Raw genomic sequence first — 22,732 nt, 5'->3', positions numbered from 1 at the left:
ACAGGACGTATGCGCGTCCTCGTCCTCGGCGCCGGCTACGCCGGCCTGACCCTCGCCTATCGTCTCGAGCGCTCACTGCCCGACCACGCGGAGCTTGCGCTCGTAGACGACACTGGCACCCACCTCATCCAGCACGAACTCCACCGCGTGATTCGTCGCCCCGCGCTCGCGGAAGCCATAACCATCGACCTCGCCGACATCTTCGACCGTGCGACGGTCGTCACCGACCGCGTGTCCCACGTCGATACCGAGGCAAAGCGCGTCGAACTCGAAGCCGGAGAGAGCCTCGACTACGACCTGTGTGCCGTCTGTCTCGGCGCGGAGACTGCCTACTACGGCCTTCCGGGGCTCGAAGAACACGCGACGCCGCTCAAAACCGTCGGCGACGCGACGACGATTCACGACACGTTCGTCGAAAGCGCCGACGACGACGGCCACGTCCTCGTCTGTGGGGCGGGTCTCTCGGGGATTCAGGCGGCGGGTGAACTCGCCGCGCTCGCCGCAGAACGCGGCTGGGAGCCGAAGATTCGACTGCTCGAACAGGCCCACAGCATTGCTCCCGGTTTCCCCGAGAACTTCCGGGTGGCGGTTCGAGACGCGCTCACGAGCGAGGGCGTCATCATCGAAACCGAGACGACGGTCACGAGCGCGGACGACGACGAGGTTCATCTGGAAGACGGGTCGATGGCCTACGACCAGTTGCTCTGGACCGGCGGTATCGCGGGTCCCGAGGCGCTTTCGGGCGAGCGTCGCCGCGTCCGAAGTACGATGGAAGTCGCAGACGGGACCTTCGTGGTCGGCGATGCGGCGGACGTTATCGACGCGGACGGCCAGCAGGTGCCCGCGAGCGCTCAGTCGGCTATCCGCGAGGCGCGCGCCGTCGCAAAGAGCATCGAACGACTGGCGACCCGCGACACCGCAGACGGATTCGCGCCGCGACTTGAGGCGTTTCGCTTCGACTCACCGGGGTGGATCGTCACCGTCGGCGAACAGACCGTCGCGCAGGTTGGACCGACAATTTTCACGGGAACGCCGGCCCTCGCGCTCAAGGCGTCGATTGGCGCGGGCTACCTGACGCAGGTCGGCGCGGTACAGTCGGCAATCGACCTCGTCCGGTCGGAATTTGCCGACTAAAAAGGGGCCGCTCAGACGCCGGGAATGCCGATGGCGCTGAGCGAGATGATATTAAGCGTGCCGAGGATGAACAGCACGACGGTGGCAGTCACCCAGGCGACGAGCGCGATGGCGATTGCGTTCACCCAGCCGCCCGGATACCGCCAGTTGACCACGGCGATGTAGGCAATGAGCGCGAGCAACGTCCCGATAAGCGGGAGGAAACTCAAAACCGCCCACACGACGGCCCCGATGAGCGCCGTGATGACCGCTTGGCCGTAGTCGTCTACGTCGGTAATGACCCTCGCACCGACGTAAATGCCGAATCCACCGACGAGCAGGCTGACGACGAACAGGATGACCGAATCGATGAGCGCCATACGTATCGTACGTTCGTCGCAGCAGTATATATTCATTGGCCAACTGACGTATCCTCTCGCCGATGGTCGGTTCCGCCATCCCAACCGTAAACTGCGTGGCGACCACAGGGCCTGTATGTCCGAAATCAACAGACAGTTTCGCCTCGCGAGTCGACCGACCGGAGAACCCGACCTGGACGACTTCGACCTCGTCGAATCCGAGGTTCCGACGCCCGAGCACGGCGAAGTGCTCGTCAAAACCTGTTATCTCTCCGTCGACCCGTACATGCGCGGTCGAATGCGTGACGCAGACTCGTATGCCGAACCGTGGGACGTCGGCGACGTGATGAAAGCCGGCGTCGTCGGCGAAGTCGTCGAATCGAACCACGACCAGTTCGCGGAAGGCGACATCGTCGCTGGGAACCTCAACTGGGCCGAGTACGCCACCGCAAAGGGCCACCAGCTTACCGCCGTGAATCCCGAGCACGCGCCAATCTCGACGGCCCTCGGCGTCCTCGGGATGCCCGGTCGGACCGCCTACTTCGGCCTCCTCGAAGTCGCAGAGCCAAAACCCGGCGACACCGTCGTCGTCTCCGGCGCAGCAGGCGCGGTGGGTTCGGTCGTCGGCCAACTGGCGCAACTCGCCGGCTGTCGCGTCGTCGGCTTCGCTGGCAGCGACGAAAAGACGGCGTGGCTCACCGAAGACCTCGGGTTCGACGCCGCCATCAACTACAAAACGACCGATTCGCTCGACGCGGCGCTCACAGAAGCGGCTCCCGAGGGTGTGGACGTGTACTACGACAACGTCGGCGGCCCGATTACGGACGCCGTGATGCGCCAGTTGAACGTCGATGCACGCGTCGCTGTCTGCGGCCAGATTTCGCAGTACAACGCGACCGAGCCACCGCAGGGACCGCGAAAGTTCGGCCAACTCATCGTGAGTCGGGCGCGCGTTGAAGGCTTCCTCGTCCGCGACTTCGAATCCCAGTACGAAGAAGCGACCGAGCGCCTCGCCTCCTGGGTTGCTTCGGGCGACATCGAATACCGCGAGTCCGTCGTCGAGGGCTTCGAAAACGCACCCGAGGCCTTCCTCGGGCTGTTCTCGGGTGACAACATCGGAAAACAGCTCGTGAAGGTCGCAGAGCCGTCACTCACAGCGTGAAAACAGGTGAGGACGGAGTGAGTCAGTCGGAGGGTGCGACCGGAGGAAGTCGCAGGCTGACACTCGCCGTAATGGACGCTTTCTTTTTCAGAGGAACCGCTGGCCGAGAGCCGTGATGCCGAAGGCGGCGACCGTGAGGACGCTCAGCAGGTAGCTCGACAGGAGCGCCGCTGGAACGAGGCTCAGGGAAATCGCGCCGAGGAGGAGGGCGCTCACGGACGAGAGGCCGAGGTAGTAGTTCGACCACGCGAGGTCGTCGTCGTTCGCGTCGGCCTCTGCGTCCTCGGCCTCGCCTACGTGTTCCGAACGGTCCTGCGTTGCCGGAGCCTCGGTCGGATTCGCCGTTTCGATGAACGGGTACAGCTGGTCTGCGTGGTTCGTCGGGGTGACGATCCCGCGGCTCTGGTTGTACTCGATGACGCCGGAGTCGTCGAGCTTGGGGAGGTGGGTCTGGTAGAGCGCGATGTACACGCGCTGGCGCTCGTCAGAGTGGAGCTGCTGGACCGTCGTGTCGTTCTCCCACGCGGCCACCTGCTCTGCCACGTCACGCATGCGGACGCTGTCCTCGTCCGATTGCGCGAGGTACCGGAGTACCGCACGTCGGCGTTCGTTCTGCAGTAGGTGGAAGATGTCATCCTGCGTGAGTGGTTCGACTGTGGGTTCCGAGTCCGCGTGGGGTTCGGATTGCACGTTCGCGGTTGGGGAGTCGGTGCTTGCCGTCATCACAACTTCGAGAAGAGAGGGGGAGACAATAAAGGGGGCCTGTGGTTTCGACCCGTTTCGAGAAGTTTCAGACCGTTTCAATCGGTTCACGTATTGCGGTTAAACGGAATTGAACGATCCGTGCGTGGTGCTGTCAAACAGGTTCGGAATCCGGAGTCACACCGATTTAATTTCGATTCAGTTACATTTGAACACAGTCGGGATTGCGGCGGCATCTTAGGTCCCTATATTGTGTCTTATCCACACCGGTGTTGTTCGTGTATGCACCCCTCCACCTAGGGTGTATAAAGACAGGAACGTGGGGGTTACCGCGACGCGGTAACTCCCCGCTGGGCTGCTCCGATGAGGAGCAGGGCGAAGAACGCCACGACGAGCCACTGGCCTGTCTGTGAGCTGAGCGCTTCCGCGACCATGCCCAGCAGATTCGCACCAACGGCTTGACCCAAGGCGAACAGGAGCAGGACGAAACCGATGAGGACGACGCCTACGCGGATCGCGGTGTTCGCGAACCACGACGCCTGCGACGTCTGGGCCGGTTGCTGGCCCTGCTGGCCTGCACCCTGCTGGGTGCCGCCCTGTTGTGTTGCACTCTGCTGATTCGAGCGCTGTTGTCCGGAATTATGCCGGGAGTTTGTTCCTGATTGGGGCATTGTGGGTCACCCCGGATAGCCCATAGAACAGTACCCTTGTTATTATACGGCGGCTAAGCGGCGAGAAATCAACGGCTTAGAACAGTTTAGGGGGCCAACACGCCGCGCGGGGGTCGGTTACCCACCACCGAGCCCAGAGAGCGCCCACCGGTAGACGAACCCGACGCCGACGGAGATGGCGTAACTCGCGAGGACGAACGGTACCCAGAACACGTAGAACTCGAATGTCGGGAACAGCGCCTTGCCGAGCGCAGACCCGATAGTGAGAATGAGATAGCCGGGAAGCGCGAGCGGCGTCATCCACTCGGTGTTCCACGCGCCGAGCGCGAGTGGCACGACGAGAAAGAAGAACACAGCCAGGACTACCGGACCGGCGAACACGCGTTTTAGTTCCATCTCAATCACCGTTAATCCGTTCGATACCGTGTCGTTCGAGTAGTTCCGCCGCCGCACGCGTCGTCCACGCAGTGCGCGTGGGCAGGTCGAGCAGGAAACTCGTCGATTCGACGACGTACGCGGGCGTGCCCAGGTCCTGACCGACCTTATTCGCGATGAGGGGGCCGGATTCGGGCATCGGACCGCCCGAGTGATATTTGTGGAGGGGCATGTACCACGGAACCACCTCGTCGTTCAATAGCTCTGCGACCGCCCGTGCGTGTTGCTGGGCGTCGCCCGCCGCCGACGGGAAGATAGCCTGCCCGACGTAGCCGGGCTGGACGCCGTAGATGCCGAGCGAGCGGTGGAGGTCCATGAACACGTCCGGGTCGTGGCGCTCGATTTCGGCCCAGAGTCCGCGTGCCAGTTTGGATTCGGGTTCCTCCCCGGGCGGAAACAGGCGGTTCAGGTCGCCGCCGGTTCCCTCACGGGTTCCTCGCTCGATCGCGACGACGTTCACACGCGGGACGACGACGAGCGTCCCACGGGCGATGTCCCAGGACGCGACGTTCTCGGCCGCCCGAAGCCCGGAAGTTTCGTCCCCGTGGACACCTCCGGTGACCATCGCCGTCGGGCCCGGTTCGGAGCCCTCGATGACGTGAACGGTCGTGGCGTGGTCCGTGTCCGGCAGGAGGGTGTACGTTTCACGGGTTGCCGTAGCAAAATCACTGTGCTCGCCGGTCGCTGGCGCGCTGCCCGCGACTGCAAGCGCAAGAGCAGCGACTGACCGGGAGAGCACGGTGCGACGTTTCATCGGTGTCTGGTTTGCACGTGACGACTAAACTTATGTGGCCGGTAAGCGGTGGAACACGCACGAACTTGCATAGTAAATATAAATCCCTGGGGTGACAATTAATTCCATGGACGAGTGGGTTGAAAACCGGACAATCGGTGAGGGGCGCCAGTATCGCGTCGCAATCGTCGAATCTCCAGACGCCTTCGGTATCGCGATACAGACCCGTGACGACCCGGCTGACGCGTTCAGCGAACGCATCGTCCTCAACCCCGCAGAAACGGAATCGTTCATGGAGTTTTTAGAACAGGGCGTCGGCGTCGCCCGATATCGCGCCCTCGCAGAAGTCGTCGGCCCCGACGCTCTCGACCTCTACAAACGCGGTGAGATAACCGCCGACGAACTGGTCGAGAACTTCGGCAACGAAGTTCAACGAGAAGTAAACGACAGCTAACTCGTCCGTTCTATCACCTCGATTCGATTCCCGAACGGGTCGCGGAAGGAAAACCGCTCGCGGCCCGGAATCGGCGTCTCTTCTTGAATGACCACGTCGTGTGCTTCGAGTCCCTCCCGCACCGCCACGAGGTTCGCAACTTCGAGCGCGACGTGCTGTTTCGAGCGCTGGTCGTGGGAGGCTTCGACGCCGAGGTGGAGTTCTATCTCGCCCGCACGAAACCAACACCCACCGTTTTGCTGGAGGGAGGCTGGCTTCGGAATCTGTTCGAATCCGAGGATGCCGCCGTAGAATTTTCGGGCTTCGGGTTCTGTGCCCGGTGGAATCGGAAGCTGAACGTGGTCAATGCGAGACCAGGAAATCATTGGTCACTGAGGGTGCTGATGGCTGAAAACGGTGGCTGTTCGTGAATGGAGGATTTCGACGTGTAACGCGAGACGAGTCCTGCGGCTCACGTGTTTGTGAGCCGCAAAAAATGACGAGCGCTGAGAGATTTGAACTCCCGACAACTTGGTCCGAAGCCAAGCACTCTGTCCAGGCTGAGCTAAGCGCCCTCATCCGATTATTCCATGCGGTCTATGTTAAACCCCGCGATTTTCCCCGCGGGATTCGCGCCTTTTATCCTCCCCCCGACGACAGTTTGCCCATGTCGATGGGAGACCGCGTCCGTGGCCTGCTGGAACTCACTCGCCCGGTCAACGCCGTCGCAGCGGGTGTGCTGACGTTCATCGGTGCGTTCGTCGCGGGCGGCGCGTTCGACCTGCCGGTTCCCACGGCCGCAGCGGTAGGAGCGACCATCTTCGCCACGGGCGCGGGCAACGCCATCAACGACTACTTCGACCGGGAAATCGACCGCATCAACCAGCCCGAGCGGGCCATTCCCCGTGGAGCCGTCACGCCGCGTGAGGCACTCGTCTTCAGCGTCGCGCTGTTCGCGGCCGCGGTCGTCCTCGCGCTGTTGCTCTCGGTTGCGGCAATCACCATCGCGGTGGTGAACCTCGTCGCGCTCGTCGCGTACACGAAGTTGTTCAAAGGACTCCCCGGCGCGGGCAATCTGGTCGTGGCGTATCTCGGCGGGAGCACGTTCCTGTTCGGCGGCGCAGCAGTCGGCGTCCTCAACGAGGCCGTCATCGTCCTGTTCGCGCTCGCGGCCATCTCGACGCTGACCCGGGAAATCGTAAAGGACGTAGAGGACATCGCCGGAGACCGCGAAGAGGGATTACACACGCTCCCGATTGCGATTGGAGAACGAAACGCGCTCGTCCTCGGCGTCGCGCTGCTGGTGGTCGCCGTCGCTGCGAGTCCCGCGCCGTATCTCCAGCAAACCTTCGGCCTCGCCTACCTGCTCGTTGTCGTCCCGGCTGACCTCGTAATGCTCTACGCCGGATACGAGAGTTTTCACGACCCGACCGCCAGCCAGTCACACCTGAAAGTGGGCATGTTCCTCGCCGCGTTCGCCTTCATCGCCGGGCGAATCGGTGTCATTCTCTGACTGTCGTGGCAGTATATGGGTTTATGAGGGTGTATCGCATTGACCTGTGTAGATGCGCAGGTGTGAACGGGACGTTCACGGACCGCGTTCATCGACGATAGTTTCTCGTGGGTTCGGGGGCGACGATGTATAATCTCGGACCACGACTTGACGGGCACTCGGTGAACCCGGGCTCGAACATCCTCATTACAGGGCCGCCACTCTCCGGAAAGCGACAGCTCGCGCTCAACATCCTCAGTCAGGGCATCGAAGACGAGGAGGGCGCAATCGTCGTCTCCACGAAGGAGAGCGGCGAACGAATCAAACAGGAGTACGAGGCGACCCACGGGCCCGTCGGCGACCGCCCGCTCGGCATCGTCGATTGCGTGACCAAACATCAGGGCCTTGGCCCTGCGACCGAGAGTCAGACGCTCAAATTCGCCTCCTCACCCGGAGACATGACCGGCATCGGAATCAAGCTCTCAGAGATTCTCGAACACTTCTACCGCGACCGGAACGTCCAGCACAATCGGGTGTTGCTTCACTCGCTTTCGACGCTGGTCATCTACTCGAACCTCCAGACTGTGTTTCGCTTCCTGCACGTGTTCACCGGGCGAACCCAGAGCGCGGACGCCCTCGGAATCTACATCCTCGAATCGACGGCCCACGACGAGAAGGCGCTGAGCACGCTCGCCCAGTTGTTCGACGGAGTCATCGAAACCACCCAGGAGGCGGAGACGGTTCGGCTCAAGGGGTCGGTTGCTTAATCCGCCACTGAATGCAGGCAAATCGCACACCTGCGGTACGCTTTTCCGACGCGATTTCATCTGTAGCGGTATGCCAGTCGAGACGGACGCGGAGCTCCGTGAGATACTCGGACTCGAGACGATCGCCGTCGTCGGGTGTTCATCTACACCCGGCAAAGACGCCCACAACATCCCTCGCTACATGCTGAACCACGGGTACACCATCATTCCGGTGAACCCGTACGCCGAGGAAATCTTCGGCATGGAACCCTACGATTCACTCGCCGAGGTCGAAGAAGAAATCGACATGGTGGACGTGTTTCGCCCCTCGGACGAGGTTGCCGGCATCGTCGATGCCGCCATCGAACGCGGCGACGTGAAGGTCATCTGGACGCAACTCGGCATCCGCGACGACGAGGCGGCAAAAAGGGCAGAAGAGTCGGGAATGCGAGTCGTACAGGACCGCTGTCTGAAAGTCGAACACGCCCGGTTGCTCTAGGACGCTCGCGCGGTCAGTTTTCCCACTCGTCGAAGGACCGATAGATACCCTTCGAGAGGTAGCGCTCGCTCGAATCGGGGAAGATAGTGACGACCGAGTTGTGGGGTGCATCGACGTCACCAAACTCGATTTTTCGCGCGAGTCGGAGTGACGCGACGCTCGCCGCGCCCGCACTCGACGCCACGAGGTGGCCCTCCTCGCGGGCGAGACGTTTGAGTTCGTCGTGGGCGTCCCGGTCTGCAACCTGCTCGACGCTGTCGACGATGTCCGGGTCGAACAGTTCGTTCGTCGCGACGTTGTGCGTCCCGATACCCTCGATTTTGTACTCGGCCTCTGGGACGTCCTTGCCCTTCGTCGTCGAGTAGAGCGACCCCTCCGGTTCGACGGCGCAGATGTGCGTGTCGGGGTTCTGTTCGAGCGCGTAGCGGGCGATGCCCATGAGCGTCCCGGCGGTTCCACACCCGGCGACGATTGCGCCGACCGCACCGTCCAGCGCGTCGAAGATTTCCGGGGCGGTCAACTCGTAGTGCGCCTCGGCGTTGAGCGGGTTCGCGAACTGCTGGGGGACGACGGCATCGTCGAGTTCGTCAGCAAGTTCGTGAGCGCGGTCGATGGCTCCACCCATGCCGTCCTCCGTCGGCGTGTTGATGATTTCTGCGCCAAGGGCGGTCATGAGCTGCTGTTTCTCGACACTGAAGCGTTCGGGGACGACGAAAATCGCGTCCAGTCCGAGTTGTCCCGCGGCGATGGCAAGGCCGATGCCCGTGTTCCCGGCTGTCGGTTCGATGACCGTCCCGCCTGGCGAGAGTTCGCCGCGTTCGAGCATCTGCTCTAACATGTAGAGCCCGATGCGGTCTTTCACGCTCGCGCCCGGGTTGAACGATTCGAGTTTCGCGTAGACGGGAACCGTATCGGGCGAGGCGTGGACACGGACGAGCGGGGTTTCGCCGATGGTGTCAAGAACCGAGTCGAGGGGTTCTCGGTGCGAGGTCATACCCGGTGGTTCGCGGCCCACCAGTTAAAGCGGCAGGTTTTACCAGTCAGTTCGTGCCGTCGGTTGGCGTTTCGGCGGCCGGTTCTGCATCCGATGCCGCCGATTCAGCGACCGTCTTCTCTTCCTCTTCGACGGCGGCCTCCGCGAGCAGTTCGTCCACGTCGAGGCCCTGTTTCTCCGCCAACGCGGCGAGAATGACCTGCTGGCGCTCGATAGTCGCTTCCATCGAATCGACCTTCTCGCCGGTCGTCTCGACCTGCGCCCGGAGCGCCTGAATCTGCTCGCGCAATTCGTTCAGCCGTCGGTAGAGTTCCTCTGCTGTGTCCGCAACCTTCTGGAGTTTCTTTGCAGTTCCGCCAAGTCCCATGCCCGGGCGTTTGGGGCGAGGCTACGTGTGCGTTGCGGCTTTCGCTGGCTTACTCGTCGGGGTAGGACTCAAGCGGAAACCGGTCGAGACCAACTGTGTCGTAGTCTTTTTCACTGGACAATACTGCTCCACCTCCAGTCGCAGCCATCCCGGCGTGAAGTGCATCGAACGGCGTCATGTGGTGCTCCTCAAGAAAGCTTGCAGCGGCGAGAACCGCTTCTTCGTGTTCCACAGGTCGAATCGGTACCAATTCGAGAAGGTTTGCGATTGCACGTGGGGCATCAATCTCGTAGGCTGACTGTTCCCGGTCGTAGAAGAGCACCAGTACCTCTGCATAGGCTAAGATTGACGTGTGAATGTCTTCTCGGTCATCGAGCGCTTGAAGAGCCGACGCTTGGAGCCAGTCTTCGTCCTTGATGAGTGCCGTCAGAAAATCCGTTTCGACGTACACTGGTCAGTCCTTTCGCCCTTTGGAACGCGTTTTTTCCTCTGCTTGTACCTCTTCGTCGATGCACTTTCGCGCAGTCTTTTTCAATTGACCCGCATCCTCGCCTTCGAAGGCGTCACCGACCGCCTCGCGGATCCCTTGAAGTGGGTCGTCATCGACAGGGAACAGCGCGACGTGGCTTGGGAGTTCGACAATGCGGTACTTGTCTCCGAATCGTTCGCGCACGGCTTTTGGGAGGTAGATGCGACCGCGCTCGTCGGTGGATTTCGACATCCTTGTACAGAGTACTACGGGAAAATATTAAAAATTTCCCACGGGTTCGAAAATACTCCCGTACCAATCTGTTTTCGGTCAGGGACACTTCGAAGTGCGTATCAATTTGCCCAAATCGAACGCGTGTCGCTAGAACGGGGCGTTTAATTCGATTCCCCGACAACTCCCGGCAATGGCAGAGGAACCGACCGTCAGTACCCCCGCCCCCGTGCTCGGTATCGTGGCAGACGTCGCCGTCCTCGTGGCGATAGTTGTCCCCTATCTCATCGTCCCGGAGAGCGCCTACTCCGGACTCACGGTGTACTACACGAGCGGCCTCGCCGGGGTGTTCGGCGCGGCCGGGTTCGCACTCGTCACGCTCATCGCGTTCGCTGCGGGCTACAAGAACCGCACCGAGCCGGTGACCGTCGCCGGGGCGACCATCGCGCTCGGCGTGTTCATGGTCGTGCTCACGTTGCTGTGGGCGCTCGCGGTTCCCGCGGACGTGATTGGAAGCATCGCCACGCTCGAGAGTTCGCTTGCAGCCACGTTGATGGAGAATCATCGTTGGCTCATCCTCCTGTTCTCGCTCGGCGTCCCCGCGAGCGGGGTGTGGTATGCCCGCGCCCTCAAGTTGTTTTAACGCAGGGGAGTCGAAAGGCCCTTAAGCCGCAACCGGATATCTGGTAACTGGACTAGGTCGGGCAGTTAGGCCCTGCTCGTCACCCACGCTATGGTCTTTAGTGGGGACCGAACAGCGGGCGCGTCCGGTCAGACCGGCACGGGCCCCGGGAGCCAACGTAGAAGCCTCGTCCTTCGGGGACAGCGGTCCACCGGCGAACGTCTGCAGGGACGTCACGCCGTGGTTAATCGCGAGCAACCCGTCAGGCGCGGAAGCGAGCAGCGAACTCGCGGACACCTGTCGCTCGAAGGGGTGCGGGGTGGAGGCGGCAACCGGGATTCCCCGTGCCGGAACGCCGGGCAAGCCCGTCCGTCCGCATTCATATCTCATTCACGTTTTTGAGCCGTGGCTGTGGTCCTGCTTTCCAATATCTGCACAGCGCAACCGCTCATCACGCGATAAACCGAAAGAACTAGTCGGTTACAGAGATTCGAGGAGAAAGCCCACGACTTCAGTCGTTGGAGGAAGTCAGTGTTCGACTGCGCCGAAGTCAGAGCCGTCCTGGAGCATGACCGTTCCAGAGAGGTCGCGCTGTGGGTACGGAATCTCGATTCCCTCGGCGTCGAACCGTTTCTTGACGTTCGTGACGTACTCCCCACGCGTCTTCACGAAGTCGGCGCGACTCGGATTGTCGATCCAGATGCGCGACTGGAGGCCGACGTAGGAGTCCGCGAGTTCCGTGAGCCGGACGGATGGCTCCGGGTTGGCCATGATACCCTCGTGTTTCTCTGCTTCCTCCATGATAATCTTCGTCGCGAGGTCAATGTCGTCGTCGTAGCCGATGCCGAAGACGAACTTGAGGCGGAGTTTGCTCTTCGCGACGGGGTTCTTGATGACCCCGTCGGTCAGCGTCGAGTTCGGGACGGTGAGCAGTTCGTTGTCGAAGGTGCGCACTCGGCTGACCCGGAGGCTGATGTCTTCGACGATGCCCGAATAGCTGTCCCACTCGATCCAGTCGCCGATGCGGAACGGCTTGTCCGTGTAGATGAAGATGCCCGCGACGAAGTTCTTGATGACGTCCTGCATCGCGAACCCGATGGCGAGCGTCGCGGCCGCCGCGATGGTTGCGAGCGAGGTGAGCAGGTTTCCGAACCCAGCTGCCGCGAACGCCGCAAAGAGCGCGAGGAAGAAGATGAGAATTGCCACAACGCGGGCGAGTGGCTTTCTCGCGTGGTCGTCGAGACCCCGGCGTTTTACCAGTCGCTCGAAAATCGGGGTGAGGATGACCTGCCCGATGAGGAAGACGACGAGGAACGCGCCGATGAAGAAAACGATTTGTGCCGCATACTGGCCGTAGGTGTTCCCAAGTAGTTCGTTAAAAATTGGAATCTCTGGTGCCATCTAGTGGAACACCGCTGTGTTCCCGCGCGTGTCTACCACCTCAGCGCCTGCTTGTTCGGCGAGTGCCGCTGCCATCTCTTCGACGGTCGTCCCCGCTTGCGAAGAGCGGTGGAACTTCACCTTCACCAGTTTGCGGTCCTGGAGCTGGTCTTTCAGTTCTTCTAAGACGGCGTTCGGGCCGGCCTTGCCGACCCACACGGTTACGTCCACGTCGTGAGCTTCTTTCCGCAGTTCGTGATTGCTCATTAGCTTATGGGCTCTATTGACCGAAGCTATGTGAATATTGAGGTATGAAAGTCGCTTACCGGTACGCTACACCGGGACACACTCACCTAAGAAAGTTGTCAGTACGGGTGGCGTCCGATGTGGCCACAGTCACACGCGATGACGACGTGGCCGTCCCGTAATCTCACGCGCGCGTTGCGCCCGGGGACAAGATACGTATCACACGCGGGACAGGTGTAGCGTTTGAACTCCCGAGGGAGTCGGAGGCGATTTCGCTCTGCGATGCGACGAGCGAGGCGCACGTATTCGCGCGCTCGGTCCTCGTGACCTGCTTTGACGGCGTCTCTCGAAAGGTCGTGCAAGCGCGCAATCCGCTCTTCGGCAATCGATGTCATGTACGGAAACGAGGGGTGGGGTGGGGGGTTTCCGGGGCCGAACACAAAGGAAAGAAAAGCTCCTGTGTTGCCCCAAGCGAAGAAATTCCGTGTTATGTATAAATAGATTCCGATTGAGAGAGGAAGCGACAGTCACGACCGCAACAGTTAATCGACTTCCGTGGGTCGGTTTTGCTGTGCGCGCGCTCAACTATCTCGAACTGGAGTCCGCCCTCGCCCGAAGCGGCATCGGGACGGCGACCGACCAGCAACGCGCAGCCCTCGCAGAGACCGAGGTCGAGGTCATCACCAGCCCCTGGGTCGGTGGCGACCTCGCGCGCGGGGTGCGGAGCGCGCTCTACGGTGGGCCGCTGCTCGAATCGGTGGACCTCGTCCACTTGAACACCATCGGCCCCGTCTCGCTCGCGCTCGCGAGGCGCGCGAAGTCCCAGGGTGTACCGCTCATCCTCCACGCCCACACGACGGGCGAAGACTTCGCGGAGAGTTTCCGCGGCTCGACGCTCGCCGCCCCAGTGCTCGCGCGGTACCTCAAGTGGTATTACTCACAAGCTGACCTCGTGCTCTGCCCGAGTGAGTTCACGAGAGGAATCCTCGAATCGTACCCCGTGAACGCCCCAATTCGGCCGGTCACGAACGGGGTGGACATCGACGCGCTCTCGGGTCACGACCAGCTTCGTGAGGAATACCGCGACCGCTACGACCTGGAGGGGATGGTCGTCTTCGCCGTTGGCAGCGTCTTCGAGCGAAAGGGCCTGACCACCTTCTGTGAACTCGCCCAGGAGACCGACTACGACTTCGCCTGGTTCGGCACCTACGACACTGGCCCGCAGGCGAGCGAAACCGTCACGCGGTGGGTGACCGACCCACCTGAAAACGTCACTTTCACCGGGTGGGTGGACGACATTCGCGGCGCGTACGGCGCGGGCGACGTCTACCTGTTCCCGACCAAAAACGAGAATCAGGGCATCGCCGTCTTAGAAGCGATGGCCTGTGGGAAGGTCGTCGTCCTCAGTGACATTCCCGTGTTCAACGAGTTCTACACCGACGGCGAGGACTGCCTCATGTGCTCGACACAGGCGGAGTTCCGCGAGGCTCTTGACAGGTTGTCGAACAACCCCGAACTCAGAGAAAAACTCGGTGAGAACGCCAGACAGACCGCTGCGGAGCACGGTCTGGACCGCGTCGGAGACGAGCTGCTTTCAATCTACCGTGATGTCACAAACCATTAAGTCTCGCCTGAACAAGGGTGTCGAATGATGCCCCGGGTCGCCGCGTTCACCGACACCTACCTGCCGACGGTAAATGGTGTCACCTACACCGTAAAGACGTGGCGTGAGCGGTGGCAAGCACGGGGCGGTCGAATGGACATCGTCTTCCCGCGTGCGAGTGGCTACAGCCCCGAACAGGGCGAGTACGCGGTTCGGAGCCTCCCGTTTCCGTTTTACGACGGCTTCTACCTCGGTACGCCGTCGGTTCCGGCGGCCGTCGAAGACGTGGATATCGTCCACGCGCACACGCCGTTCGCACTCGGCCTCGGTGCGCTCAGACTGGCCCGCGACCTCGAGGCCCCGTTCATCACGTCCTATCACACGCCGACGAGCGAGTACGCAGAGTATCTCGCCCAGCGTGAGTTTCTCTCGAACGGTCTCGGCCGAATCGCCGAATCCTACGAACGCTGGTTCTTCGGGCAGGCGAACACCGTCCTCGTCCCGAGCAAGGACACCAAACGTCACCTCACTGACGGAGTGGGCATCGAGACGCGCGTCGAAGTCGTGCCGAACGGCGTGGACATCGAAACCTTCCGTCCCACCGATGGCGAGGAGTTTCGCCGAAAACACGACATCGACGAGGACCGCCTGCTCGTCGGCTACACCGGTCGCCACGGCTTCGAGAAGTCGCTCGGTTCGATTCTCGACGCAGTTGCGGACCTCGACTACGACGTGACGGTGGTGTTCGGCGGCGACGGCCCCGCCCGCGAGACGCTCGAAGCGCGCGCCGCGGACATGGCCATGGACATTCGATTCCTCGGCTTCCTCGACCGTGAGGACCTGCCCGCCTTCTACGCGGCCCTCGACGTGTTCGCCTTCCCGAGTCCGGTCGAGACGCAGGGCATCGTCGCACTCGAAGCCAACGCCGCAGGAACACCAGTGGTGGCGGTGAACGCCGGTGCACTCGCGGACACCGTCGTCGACGGCGAGAACGGCTACCACTTCGAACCGGGGGACATCGCGGGGTTCAGAGACGGCATCGAGCGCGCACTCGCGAACCGCGAGGCGCTGAGCAAAAATTGTGTTGCTCGCCGCGACGAGATCAGCGTCGAGGCGGCGGTCGACCAACTGCTAGATATCTACGAGCGCGAACTCGCTCAGTACTCGTAGAAGCCCTTCCCCGTCTTCTTGCCGAGGTCGCCGGCGTCGACTTTGCGCTTCAGGAGATACGCCGGCTTGTAGCGTTCGCCGAGTTCCTCGAACAGCGTCTCGGTCGCGTGCAGGCAGATGTCGAGGCCGATGTGGTCTGCGAGTTCGAGGGGGCCCATCGGGACGTTCGTCCCGAGTTTCATTCCCTTGTCGATGTCTTCTTTCGTGCCGACACCCTCGTCGTAAGCCCGAATACCCTCGTTGAGCCACGGCATGAGAATGCGGTTGGTGACGAAGCCGGGTTTGTCGTCGGATTCCCACGTTTCCTTGCCAAGTTTTTCGGAGAGGTCGTGGGCGAGTTGGCCAACGTCGGGGGCGGTCTTCTCACCGATGACGACCTCGACGCCCTTCATGATGGGGACGGGGTTCATGAAGTGGAGGCCGACGACCATCTCTGGGCGTTCGGTCGCGCTCGCGATGGTCGTAATCGAGAGCGTACTCGTGTTCGTCGCGAGGACGACGTCTTCGGGCATGAGGTCGTCTAAGTCGGCGAAGATGTCCTGTTTGACCTCCATGTTCTCGACGGCGGCCTCGACGATGAGGTCACACGCAGCGAGGTCGTCGAACTCGGTGGTGCCGGTGATGCGTTCGAGTGTGGCCGTCTTCTCGTCTTCGCTGAGTTTCTCCTTCGAGACGAAGCGACTGAGCGAGTCGTCGATGGCCCCCATGCCACGTTCGACGAACTCGTCTTTGATATCGCGCATCACGACGTCGTACCCGGCCGCCGCGGCGACCTGTGCGATGCCGTTGCCCATCGTTCCCGCGCCAATCACGCCAATCGTGTCGATGTCGTCCATGCCGCGCATACGAGAACGACTCTCGGGAGGGGGTGTAAACGTGCCGGAGTCACAGGGGGTGACTCGCCTGAGCCGGCAGCAATCTCCCCGAATGACATGGTTTATAACACCGGGATGGACTACGATAACTCATGGCAATGCGAGGGTCGCGCGACCAGTTTCCCGTCCATCGGCAGGTGCCGTTCGACACCGAAACCGCCCATCGATTGAGCTGTGAACTCGGCGAATATCTCACGACACAGCCGCCTGCAGAACCCCTCGCTACCGTTCGCGACGATGCGGGCCGCGCCGTGACGGTGTACGCCCTGACCGAACACTCGTGTGTGGTCAGGTTCAGAACGCCCGTTGGGCATCTGCGATTTTTCGAGGTGCCGCGAGCGGACGTTTCGACCACCATCGACCAGCTTCGACAGCGTGGCTGGCAGCCAGTCGATTCCGGCGCGTAGGGGTGTGGGTCGTGGACATACGGCACAATCCGACCCAATAGACTATTAAGCAAAGTCGCCACAGTCTTAGGCGTATGATTCCGGTTGACGACTCCCCAATTACCCGGGATGGAAAGTCACTCATTCTCGCGTACGACCACGGTCTCGAACACGGTCCGGTGGACTTCACCGACGTTCCAGAGCGGATGGACCCAGAGACGGTGTTCGACATCGCGACCCACGACGCAGTAAGTGCCTTCGCCGTCCAGAAAGGTCTCGCAGAAGCCTACTACCCATCGTACGAGGACGACGTGAACCTTCTCGTCAAGATGAACGGGACGTCCAACCTCTGGATGGGCGAGCCAGACTCGCCGGTTAACTGCTCTGTGGACTACGCCGCAGAAATCGGCGCAGACGCCGTTGGCTTTACCGTCTACAGTGGTTCGAACCACGAAGTCGAGATGTTCGAAGAGTTCCGCGACGTTCAGGAGAAGGCCCGCGAGTACGACCTCCCGGTCGTCATGTGGTCCTACCCACGCGGTCAGGGGCTCAAAAACGACACCTCGCCGAACACCATCGCCTACGCCGCCCGCATCGCCCACGAAATCGGCGCGGACATTGCGAAGGTCAAGTACCCCGGCAGTCAAGACGCCATGGAACTCGCCGTCACGGCCGCAGGCGCGACGAAAGTCGTCATGAGCGGCGGGTCGAAGACCTCCGACGAGGAGTTCCTGAACACGGTCAACTCCGCGATGAACGCCGGCGCGACGGGTCTCGCCGTGGGCCGCAACGTCTGGCAGCGCGAAGAACCAGAACACATCTTAGACGCCCTTGGCGACCTCATCTACGAAGGCAAGTCGGTCGACGCCGCACTCGAATGAGCACGCTCGACCGCATCATCGACACCGTCGCCGAGACGGCCCCCAACATCCGCGAGGGGCTGACCGGGCGGCGCACCTACGAAGAAGAGGAAAATCCGTCCGGGGAGGCCCAACTCGCGGCCGACCTCTACGCGGACGAACTCCTCAGTGAGCGGCTGCTCTCACTCGACGGTGTCGCGACCTACGCCTCGGAAGAACGCGACGACATCGACGGGAACCCAGACGACGACGACGGCTTCCACCTCGCGTGTGACCCGCTCGACGGGTCCTCGAACCTGAAGTCCAACAACTCGATGGGGACGATTCTCGGCGTCTACGACGCACCCATCCCCGCGAGCGGACGGGACCTCGTCGCGGCCGCCTACGTCCTCTTTGGGCCCATCACGACGATGGTCGTCGCCCGCGAAGAAACGGTGACCGAGTACGTCATCGAAGACGGTGGCAAGCGCGTCGTCAAAGACGACCTGACGCTACCCGACGACCCCGTCACCTACGGCTTTGGCGGGCGCGTCCCCGAGTGGACGCCCGCGTTCACCGCGTTCGCCCGAGAAATCGAAGAGGAACTCAAACTGCGCTACGGCGGCGCGATGATAGGCGACGTGAATCAGGTGCTCACCTACGGTGGCATCTTCGCGTATCCAGGCCTCCAGTCGCGCCCGGAGGGGAAACTCCGCCTCCAGTTCGAGGGGAACCCCATCGCCTACATCGTCGAAACTGCGGGTGGCCGCTCATCCGATGGCAGCCAGTCGCTGCTCGACGTGGAAGCGACCGAACTCCACCAGCGAGTGCCGGTTCACGTCGGCAATTCTCGCCTCATCGACCGGCTCGAAGCCGCACTCGCCGACTGAGGGGCGTATAACCCTCATCAATTTTCAAGGGAAACGGTTTCAATCCCCTACCGCCTCTGGTTTTTCATGAAGGTCACCATCGCGAAGGGTGCGAGCGAGGAGGAGGCCGCCGCCATTGCGGAGGCACTCGCCCAGAACTTCCGAAACGAGGTCGAGGTGTACGTTCGCGGGGCAGAGGAACCCGCCGCCACGGCAGACGGCAGCGACCTGCCCGAACCGGAGTCGGAACCCGAAGCAGACGACTTCGGCCCGACCGAGCGCGAGGCGGAACTGTGGGCGGAAATCGAGGAAATCGAACTCGGCGGCCCGGAGAAGTACAAACAACGCCTGCCAGACCAGGGGAAACTGTTCGTCCGCGACCGGATGGACCTCTGGTTCGACGACGGCTTGCTGTTCGAAGATGGCAAGTTCGCCCAGTTCGACGCGGACGACCAGTTGCCAGCAGACGGCCTCATCACCGGCGCGGCGGAGTTCGAAGGACGGGAAGTCCACTTCATGGCCAACGACTTCACGGTGAAAGCCGGGTCGATGGCCCGCCACGGCGTCGAGAAGTTCCTGCGGATGCAACAGCGTGCGCTCAAAAGTGGCAAGCCAGTCCTCTACCTGATGGACTCCTCGGGCGGGCGCATCGACCAGCAGACCGGCTTCTTCGCCAACCGCGAGGGCATCGGCAAATACTACTACAACCACTCGATGCTCTCGGGTCGCGTCCCGCAGATTTGCGTGCTCTACGGCCCGTGCATCGCTGGGGCGGCGTACACGCCAGTGTTCGCCGACTTCACCATCATGGTCGAGAAAATGAGCGCGATGGCCATCGCCTCCCCACGGATGGTCCAGATGGTCACCGGCGAGGACATCTCGATGCAGGACCTCGGCGGCCCAGAGGTTCACGCAAAGGACACGGGGAGCGCAGACCTCGTCGCCCGCGACGAGGAACACGCCCGCGAACTCGGCGCGAAACTCATCTCCTATCTGCCCGACAACGCAGACGAGAAACCGCCGCGCGCTGAGCCAAAGCCGCCGGCGAAGTCGCCAGAGGGCATCGACGGCATGATTCCACGAGAGCCAAATCGCGGCTACGACATGGTCGAACTTATCGAGCGCCTCGTGGACGCCGATTCCTTCTTCGAGTTGCAAGCCGAGTACGGCAAAGAAATCGTCACTGGCTTCGCCCGACTCGACGGTCGGCCAGTCGGCATCATCGCGAACCAGCCAGCCCACCGCGCGGGAGCCATCTTCCCGAAGGCCGCAGAGAAGGCCGCAGAATTCGTCTGGAAGTGTGACGCCTTCGACGTGCCGCTGCTCTACCTCTGTGACACGCCGGGATTCATGGCCGGGTCGCAGGTCGAAAAGGAGGGCATCTTAGAACAGGGGAAGAAGATGATTTACGCGACGTCTTCTGCGACGGTGCCAAAGCAATCGGTCGTCATCCGGAAGGCGTACGGGGCGGGCATTTACGCCATGTCAGGACCGGCTTACGACCCCGAAAGCGTCATCGGTCTGCCGACGGGTGAAATCGGCATCATGGGGCCGGAGGCTGCCATTAATGCCGTCTATCGCAACCACTTAGACGCCATCGACGACCCAGAGGAACGGGCAAAGCGCACCGAGGAACTCCGCGAGGAGTACCGCCACGACATCGACATCCACCGCATGGCGAGCGAAGTCGTCGTAGACGAAATCGTCCCCCCGAGTACGCTTCGCCAGGAACTCATCAACCGGTTCAACTTCTACGAAAACGTCGAAAAGGACCTGCCGAGCAAGAAGCACGGCACCATCCTCTAAACTGCAAACTGACCGTATAGTTTTCAGAACCCTCTGCCCTTCCTGAGCGTTATGTCGCTGCTACAGCGAATCGTCGCGTGTAAGCGACACGTAACTATGTGAGCGGTTTGCTTACTTGTTGCTGCCGTTGCGGTGCTGCGGAACGCTCCATACGGCCGGTGTGTGAAAACGCACCGGCCGCTCCCGCGGAGCAACGAGTAATCCCTATGTCCCACGCTGATGAGCCACGTCGACTCCCGCCGACGCCAGTCATAGAATCGCCCCACGCGTCTGTCCAATCGGATGGATGGATTAGCCGCGTGCTTGGTCCCGTCCAGTACAAGATGTGGTTCGTCGTGCTCAGTGCGATGATCGCGGACGTACTCTTGACGATGTACGGCCTTCAGCTCGGCCTGACAGAAGTGAACCCCGTGGCGGTGCGCGCCATGGAGCTGTTTGGATACGCAGGACTTGGGTTACTCAAGACGGTGGCAATCGGAATTGGACTGCTGTGCTGGTTCCTCACGCCGCCGCAATACGCGCCTGTGGTCCCGGTTGGACTCGCAGCACCGTCCATCGTGGCGGTGTGCATCAATACGGCACTCGTTTTATACGTGATGTGAGTCGCTATTCGGATGGTTTCTTGAGCGACAGCGCGGTCCGGTCGAACTCACAGACCAGTTCGTCGTCCTGATTCAACACTTCGACGTGCATCGTCACGACGCCGCGTTCACCGTCCGAGGTCTCGCGTTTGTCCGTGACCGTGGTCTGCGCCCGAAGCGTGTCGCCGTGGAACACTGGTTTCGGGTGGCTGACGTTATCGTAGGAGAGGTTCGCCACGATGGTCCCGTCGGTGGTGTCGGGGATGGTGAGGCCGACGGCGAGGCTCATCGTGTAGAGCCCATTTACGAGGCGACGGCCGAACTGCGTCTCTTTGGCGAACTCCTTATCCAGGTGGAGCGGTTGCTGGTTCATCGTCATGTCGCAGAACGTCTGGTTGTCGCTCTCTGAGACGGTGCGATGTTTCTCGTGTTCGATTGTTTCCCCGACCTCGAACTCCTCGTAATATCTGCCGGTCATAGTCCCAGTTGCGTGCAGTGAGGTGAAAAATCCCGTCGATTTTCCAGAAGACTTTACCGATGGTAGATATATGTTGGCACGTCACATGACGGGGCCGTCGTGCGGTGGAGCGGCGCGGCGGTTCCGAACTTGACAGAACAGTTTGAATTCGAACCGTGTACGCACGATTCTCATTGCAGCGCTCGCCGTGACGGCCACCTTCGCCGGGGTCGTCACCGCAGAACCATCGGCCGTCGTCGAGGCCGACCCCACCGCGCCGGGCGCGGACGCGAACCACAAGGTGTTCGTCGTCGTCGACGAGCAGACCCAGGGACGCTTTACGAATCTCACCGTCGATTACGGCGACAGCGGCGTCGACGTGAGCAGTATCGAGAAGACAGACATCACGCGGATGGGCATCGACCGGAGGAGTTCGATAGACGGGATTCGGACGAGCGAGCAACTTACCTACAGCGTCGAGGGCGTCTCACCAAGCGCCGAGGGCACGGCGGTTACCATCCAGATGACCGGGGAAAACCAGTTGAGCGCGGGCGACGAGGTAGTGCTCGTCCTCGGCGGCGTGACCAACCCCGAGAAGGGTACGTTCAACATCCCCGCGCCCGACGAACCCGTATGGCACGCAGAAGCGTTCTGTTCTCCCCGGGCGACCGCCCGGAAATGATGCGGAAAGCACCCGGTATCGGCGCTGACGTGGTCATCTTCGACTTGGAAGACGCGGTAGCACCGGAGCGCAAAGCCGAGGCACGCGACGCCGTCTCCGCCGTCCTTACCGACGACGAGTTCGACCCCGATTGCGAAGTCTGTGTTCGCGTGAACCCCATCGGCACCGTCACCGAGGACGACCTCGACGGGATTCTGCAGGGGGACTCACGACTCGACGCTATCATGCTGCCGAAGGCGACGGGAGCTGGCGACGTGGACACGCTCGATGAGCTGCTACAGGACCGTGGGTACGACCTCCCGGTGTTTTCGCTGGTCGAATCGGCCGCAGGCGTCCTGAACGCAGCCGACATCGCCGCCGCGAGCGCGACTTCGGCGCTCGTCTTCGGCGCAGAAGACCTGGCCGCAGACCTCGGCGCGACCCGGACCGAGGAGGGGACCGAAGTGCTCTACGCCCGTGAACACGCCGTCCTCGCGGCGAGCGCCGCGGGTGTCGATGCCATCGACACGGTCCACACGGCGATTCGCGACACGGAAGGACTCAGAGCGGAGACGGAGTTCGCCATCCAGCTCGGCTACGACGGGAAGATGGCCATCCATCCCTCGCAGGTGACGGTCATCAACGAAGCGTTCACGCCCGAACCCGAGCGCGTCGAGTGGGCAAAAACCGTCCTCACTGCGCGCGACGAGGCCGCCGTGGAGGGCCGAGGGGTGTTCCGTGTCAACGACGAGATGATAGACGCGCCACTCATCGCGCAGGCAGAGCGGATTGTCGAGCGAGCGCGGGCCGCAAATCTGCTCTAGGGGAGGC

The 22,732-nt window shown here is 61.9% G+C and carries 31 protein-coding genes, 1 tRNA gene and 1 other RNA gene; 17 read left to right on the top strand and 16 right to left on the bottom strand.

Features of this window, described 5'->3' with window-relative positions:
• Nucleotides 1-9: 9 nt before the first annotated feature.
• The gene (locus P0648_RS07195; protein WP_276247945.1) at nucleotides 10-1,134 is read left to right on the top strand and encodes an NAD(P)/FAD-dependent oxidoreductase; all 1,125 of its coding nucleotides are present in this window, start codon (nucleotides 10-12) and stop codon (nucleotides 1,132-1,134) included.
• An 11-nt stretch (nucleotides 1,135-1,145) separates the two neighbouring features.
• On the opposite strand, the gene P0648_RS07190 is transcribed toward P0648_RS07195, so the two are convergent.
• On the bottom strand, nucleotides 1,146-1,493 hold the full coding sequence (locus P0648_RS07190; protein WP_276247946.1) for a hypothetical protein: 348 nt from the start codon (nucleotides 1,491-1,493) through the stop codon (nucleotides 1,146-1,148).
• A 115-nt stretch (nucleotides 1,494-1,608) separates the two neighbouring features.
• Here P0648_RS07190 and P0648_RS07185 point away from each other — a divergent pair, with 115 nt between their 5' ends.
• On the top strand, nucleotides 1,609-2,634 hold the full coding sequence (locus tag P0648_RS07185) for an NADP-dependent oxidoreductase (protein WP_276247947.1): 1,026 nt from the start codon (nucleotides 1,609-1,611) through the stop codon (nucleotides 2,632-2,634).
• An 87-nt stretch (nucleotides 2,635-2,721) separates the two neighbouring features.
• Here the strand turns inward: P0648_RS07185 and P0648_RS07180 are convergent, their stop codons facing one another.
• The 4 genes from P0648_RS07180 to P0648_RS07165 all read right to left on the bottom strand — a co-directional run bounded on the left by P0648_RS07180 (nucleotide 2,722) and on the right by P0648_RS07165 (nucleotide 5,196).
• Complete coding sequence (locus tag P0648_RS07180) at nucleotides 2,722-3,357, bottom strand: hypothetical protein (protein ID WP_277505748.1); 636 nt, start codon at nucleotides 3,355-3,357, stop codon at nucleotides 2,722-2,724.
• A gap of 305 nt (nucleotides 3,358-3,662) precedes the next feature.
• Entirely contained in the window at nucleotides 3,663-4,007 is a 345-nt protein-coding gene (locus P0648_RS07175; RefSeq protein WP_276247949.1) for a hypothetical protein, read from the bottom strand.
• A 117-nt stretch (nucleotides 4,008-4,124) separates the two neighbouring features.
• Nucleotides 4,125-4,403: a hypothetical protein gene (locus P0648_RS07170; RefSeq protein ID WP_276247950.1), complete on the bottom strand. Its 279-nt coding sequence runs from the start codon at nucleotides 4,401-4,403 to the stop codon at nucleotides 4,125-4,127.
• 1 nt (nucleotide 4,404) lies between these two features.
• A complete protein-coding gene (locus P0648_RS07165; protein WP_276274418.1) occupies nucleotides 4,405-5,196 on the bottom strand; it encodes a succinylglutamate desuccinylase/aspartoacylase family protein in 792 nt (263 codons plus the stop codon).
• A 106-nt stretch (nucleotides 5,197-5,302) separates the two neighbouring features.
• On the opposite strand from P0648_RS07165, the gene P0648_RS07160 reads away from it, so the two are divergent.
• The gene (locus P0648_RS07160) at nucleotides 5,303-5,629 is read left to right on the top strand and encodes a hypothetical protein (RefSeq protein ID WP_276274419.1); all 327 of its coding nucleotides are present in this window, start codon (nucleotides 5,303-5,305) and stop codon (nucleotides 5,627-5,629) included.
• Here the strand turns inward: P0648_RS07160 and P0648_RS07155 are convergent.
• Together P0648_RS07155 and P0648_RS07150 are read right to left on the bottom strand one after the other, a co-directional pair.
• On the bottom strand, nucleotides 5,626-5,994 hold the full coding sequence (locus P0648_RS07155; protein WP_276247953.1) for a VOC family protein: 369 nt from the start codon (nucleotides 5,992-5,994) through the stop codon (nucleotides 5,626-5,628). The genes P0648_RS07160 and P0648_RS07155 overlap by 4 nt on opposite strands.
• A gap of 114 nt (nucleotides 5,995-6,108) precedes the next feature.
• Nucleotides 6,109-6,183, bottom strand: a tRNA-Arg gene (locus tag P0648_RS07150).
• A gap of 92 nt (nucleotides 6,184-6,275) precedes the next feature.
• On the opposite strand from P0648_RS07150, the gene P0648_RS07145 reads away from it, so the two are divergent.
• From P0648_RS07145 to P0648_RS07135, 3 genes are all read left to right on the top strand, one after another.
• The gene (locus P0648_RS07145) at nucleotides 6,276-7,121 is read left to right on the top strand and encodes a geranylgeranylglycerol-phosphate geranylgeranyltransferase (RefSeq protein WP_277505747.1); all 846 of its coding nucleotides are present in this window, start codon (nucleotides 6,276-6,278) and stop codon (nucleotides 7,119-7,121) included.
• Nucleotides 7,122-7,246: 125 nt separating this feature from the next.
• The gene (locus tag P0648_RS07140) at nucleotides 7,247-7,867 is read left to right on the top strand and encodes a recombinase RecA (RefSeq protein WP_276274421.1); all 621 of its coding nucleotides are present in this window, start codon (nucleotides 7,247-7,249) and stop codon (nucleotides 7,865-7,867) included.
• A 70-nt stretch (nucleotides 7,868-7,937) separates the two neighbouring features.
• A complete protein-coding gene (locus P0648_RS07135; protein ID WP_276247956.1) occupies nucleotides 7,938-8,345 on the top strand; it encodes a CoA-binding protein in 408 nt (135 codons plus the stop codon).
• Between the two features lie 13 nt (nucleotides 8,346-8,358).
• Here P0648_RS07135 and P0648_RS07130 read toward each other — a convergent pair whose 3' ends face one another.
• The 4 genes from P0648_RS07130 to P0648_RS07115 are packed head-to-tail and all read right to left on the bottom strand — an operon-like array spanning nucleotide 8,359 to nucleotide 10,427.
• Nucleotides 8,359-9,339 (bottom strand): PLP-dependent cysteine synthase family protein, encoded by a 981-nt coding sequence (locus tag P0648_RS07130; protein ID WP_276274422.1) that lies wholly within the window; start codon nucleotides 9,337-9,339, stop codon nucleotides 8,359-8,361.
• A gap of 46 nt (nucleotides 9,340-9,385) precedes the next feature.
• On the bottom strand, nucleotides 9,386-9,706 hold the full coding sequence (locus tag P0648_RS07125) for a DUF5798 family protein (protein ID WP_276247958.1): 321 nt from the start codon (nucleotides 9,704-9,706) through the stop codon (nucleotides 9,386-9,388).
• Nucleotides 9,707-9,755: 49 nt separating this feature from the next.
• Nucleotides 9,756-10,157: a PIN domain-containing protein gene (locus P0648_RS07120; RefSeq protein WP_277505746.1), complete on the bottom strand. Its 402-nt coding sequence runs from the start codon at nucleotides 10,155-10,157 to the stop codon at nucleotides 9,756-9,758.
• Nucleotides 10,158-10,160: 3 nt separating this feature from the next.
• The gene (locus P0648_RS07115; protein WP_276247960.1) at nucleotides 10,161-10,427 is read right to left on the bottom strand and encodes an AbrB/MazE/SpoVT family DNA-binding domain-containing protein; all 267 of its coding nucleotides are present in this window, start codon (nucleotides 10,425-10,427) and stop codon (nucleotides 10,161-10,163) included.
• Nucleotides 10,428-10,599: 172 nt separating this feature from the next.
• On the opposite strand from P0648_RS07115, the gene P0648_RS07110 reads away from it, so the two are divergent.
• Nucleotides 10,600-11,049 carry a hypothetical protein gene (locus P0648_RS07110; RefSeq protein WP_276247961.1) on the top strand — a complete coding sequence of 150 codons (450 nt, stop codon included), beginning with the start codon at nucleotides 10,600-10,602 and terminating at the stop codon, nucleotides 11,047-11,049.
• 45 nt (nucleotides 11,050-11,094) lie between these two features.
• An RNA gene (ffs, locus tag P0648_RS07105) (signal recognition particle sRNA) lies at nucleotides 11,095-11,407 on the top strand.
• A 149-nt stretch (nucleotides 11,408-11,556) separates the two neighbouring features.
• Here the strand turns inward: ffs and P0648_RS07100 are convergent.
• The 3 genes from P0648_RS07100 to P0648_RS07090 form a co-directional block, all read right to left on the bottom strand.
• Complete coding sequence (locus tag P0648_RS07100; protein ID WP_276247962.1) at nucleotides 11,557-12,429, bottom strand: mechanosensitive ion channel family protein; 873 nt, start codon at nucleotides 12,427-12,429, stop codon at nucleotides 11,557-11,559.
• Entirely contained in the window at nucleotides 12,430-12,675 is a 246-nt protein-coding gene (locus P0648_RS07095; protein WP_276247963.1) for a YhbY family RNA-binding protein, read from the bottom strand.
• A gap of 98 nt (nucleotides 12,676-12,773) precedes the next feature.
• Entirely contained in the window at nucleotides 12,774-13,049 is a 276-nt protein-coding gene (locus P0648_RS07090; RefSeq protein WP_276247964.1) for a ribonuclease P protein component 4, read from the bottom strand.
• Between the two features lie 176 nt (nucleotides 13,050-13,225).
• Here P0648_RS07090 and P0648_RS07085 point away from each other — a divergent pair, with 176 nt between their 5' ends.
• Nucleotides 13,226-14,278, top strand: a complete 1,053-nt coding sequence (locus P0648_RS07085; RefSeq protein ID WP_276247965.1) for a glycosyltransferase family 4 protein — start codon at nucleotides 13,226-13,228, stop codon at nucleotides 14,276-14,278.
• Nucleotides 14,279-14,305: 27 nt separating this feature from the next.
• On the top strand, nucleotides 14,306-15,427 hold the full coding sequence (locus P0648_RS07080; protein WP_369685100.1) for a glycosyltransferase: 1,122 nt from the start codon (nucleotides 14,306-14,308) through the stop codon (nucleotides 15,425-15,427).
• Here the strand turns inward: P0648_RS07080 and P0648_RS07075 are convergent.
• Nucleotides 15,415-16,272 carry a 3-hydroxyacyl-CoA dehydrogenase family protein gene (locus P0648_RS07075; RefSeq protein ID WP_276247967.1) on the bottom strand — a complete coding sequence of 286 codons (858 nt, stop codon included), beginning with the start codon at nucleotides 16,270-16,272 and terminating at the stop codon, nucleotides 15,415-15,417. The two genes, P0648_RS07080 and P0648_RS07075, sit on opposite strands and share 13 nt — an antisense overlap.
• Before the next feature lie 122 nt (nucleotides 16,273-16,394).
• Between P0648_RS07075 and P0648_RS07070 the strand changes: the two genes are divergently transcribed.
• From P0648_RS07070 to P0648_RS07050, 5 genes are all read left to right on the top strand, one after another.
• Nucleotides 16,395-16,709: a hypothetical protein gene (locus tag P0648_RS07070; protein WP_276247968.1), complete on the top strand. Its 315-nt coding sequence runs from the start codon at nucleotides 16,395-16,397 to the stop codon at nucleotides 16,707-16,709.
• 74 nt (nucleotides 16,710-16,783) lie between these two features.
• Nucleotides 16,784-17,569 carry a class I fructose-bisphosphate aldolase gene (locus tag P0648_RS07065; protein WP_276247969.1) on the top strand — a complete coding sequence of 262 codons (786 nt, stop codon included), beginning with the start codon at nucleotides 16,784-16,786 and terminating at the stop codon, nucleotides 17,567-17,569.
• Nucleotides 17,566-18,417 carry a class 1 fructose-bisphosphatase gene (locus P0648_RS07060; protein ID WP_277505743.1) on the top strand — a complete coding sequence of 284 codons (852 nt, stop codon included), beginning with the start codon at nucleotides 17,566-17,568 and terminating at the stop codon, nucleotides 18,415-18,417. Before P0648_RS07065 ends, P0648_RS07060 begins: the two co-directional genes overlap by 4 nt.
• Nucleotides 18,418-18,483: 66 nt before the next feature.
• Nucleotides 18,484-20,202 (top strand): acyl-CoA carboxylase subunit beta, encoded by a 1,719-nt coding sequence (locus P0648_RS07055; RefSeq protein ID WP_276247971.1) that lies wholly within the window; start codon nucleotides 18,484-18,486, stop codon nucleotides 20,200-20,202.
• A gap of 323 nt (nucleotides 20,203-20,525) precedes the next feature.
• The gene (locus P0648_RS07050) at nucleotides 20,526-20,804 is read left to right on the top strand and encodes a DUF5658 family protein (RefSeq protein ID WP_277505742.1); all 279 of its coding nucleotides are present in this window, start codon (nucleotides 20,526-20,528) and stop codon (nucleotides 20,802-20,804) included.
• Nucleotides 20,805-20,808: 4 nt separating this feature from the next.
• On the opposite strand, the gene P0648_RS07045 is transcribed toward P0648_RS07050, so the two are convergent.
• Nucleotides 20,809-21,279 (bottom strand): MaoC family dehydratase, encoded by a 471-nt coding sequence (locus tag P0648_RS07045; RefSeq protein WP_369685677.1) that lies wholly within the window; start codon nucleotides 21,277-21,279, stop codon nucleotides 20,809-20,811.
• A gap of 124 nt (nucleotides 21,280-21,403) precedes the next feature.
• Here P0648_RS07045 and P0648_RS07040 point away from each other — a divergent pair, with 124 nt between their 5' ends.
• Nucleotides 21,404-21,922, top strand: a complete 519-nt coding sequence (locus P0648_RS07040; RefSeq protein WP_277505741.1) for a hypothetical protein — start codon at nucleotides 21,404-21,406, stop codon at nucleotides 21,920-21,922.
• The gene (locus P0648_RS07035) at nucleotides 21,874-22,725 is read left to right on the top strand and encodes a CoA ester lyase (RefSeq protein WP_276247977.1); all 852 of its coding nucleotides are present in this window, start codon (nucleotides 21,874-21,876) and stop codon (nucleotides 22,723-22,725) included. Before P0648_RS07040 ends, P0648_RS07035 begins: the two co-directional genes overlap by 49 nt.
• Nucleotides 22,726-22,732: the final 7 nt, after the last annotated feature.

Source organism: Haladaptatus sp. DYSN1, from assembly GCF_029489995.1.
Lineage (GTDB): Archaea > Halobacteriota > Halobacteria > Halobacteriales > Halococcaceae > QDMS2.
Note: the sequence above shows the minus strand (reverse complement) of the source record. Positions and strands in the feature narration are given on the sequence as shown.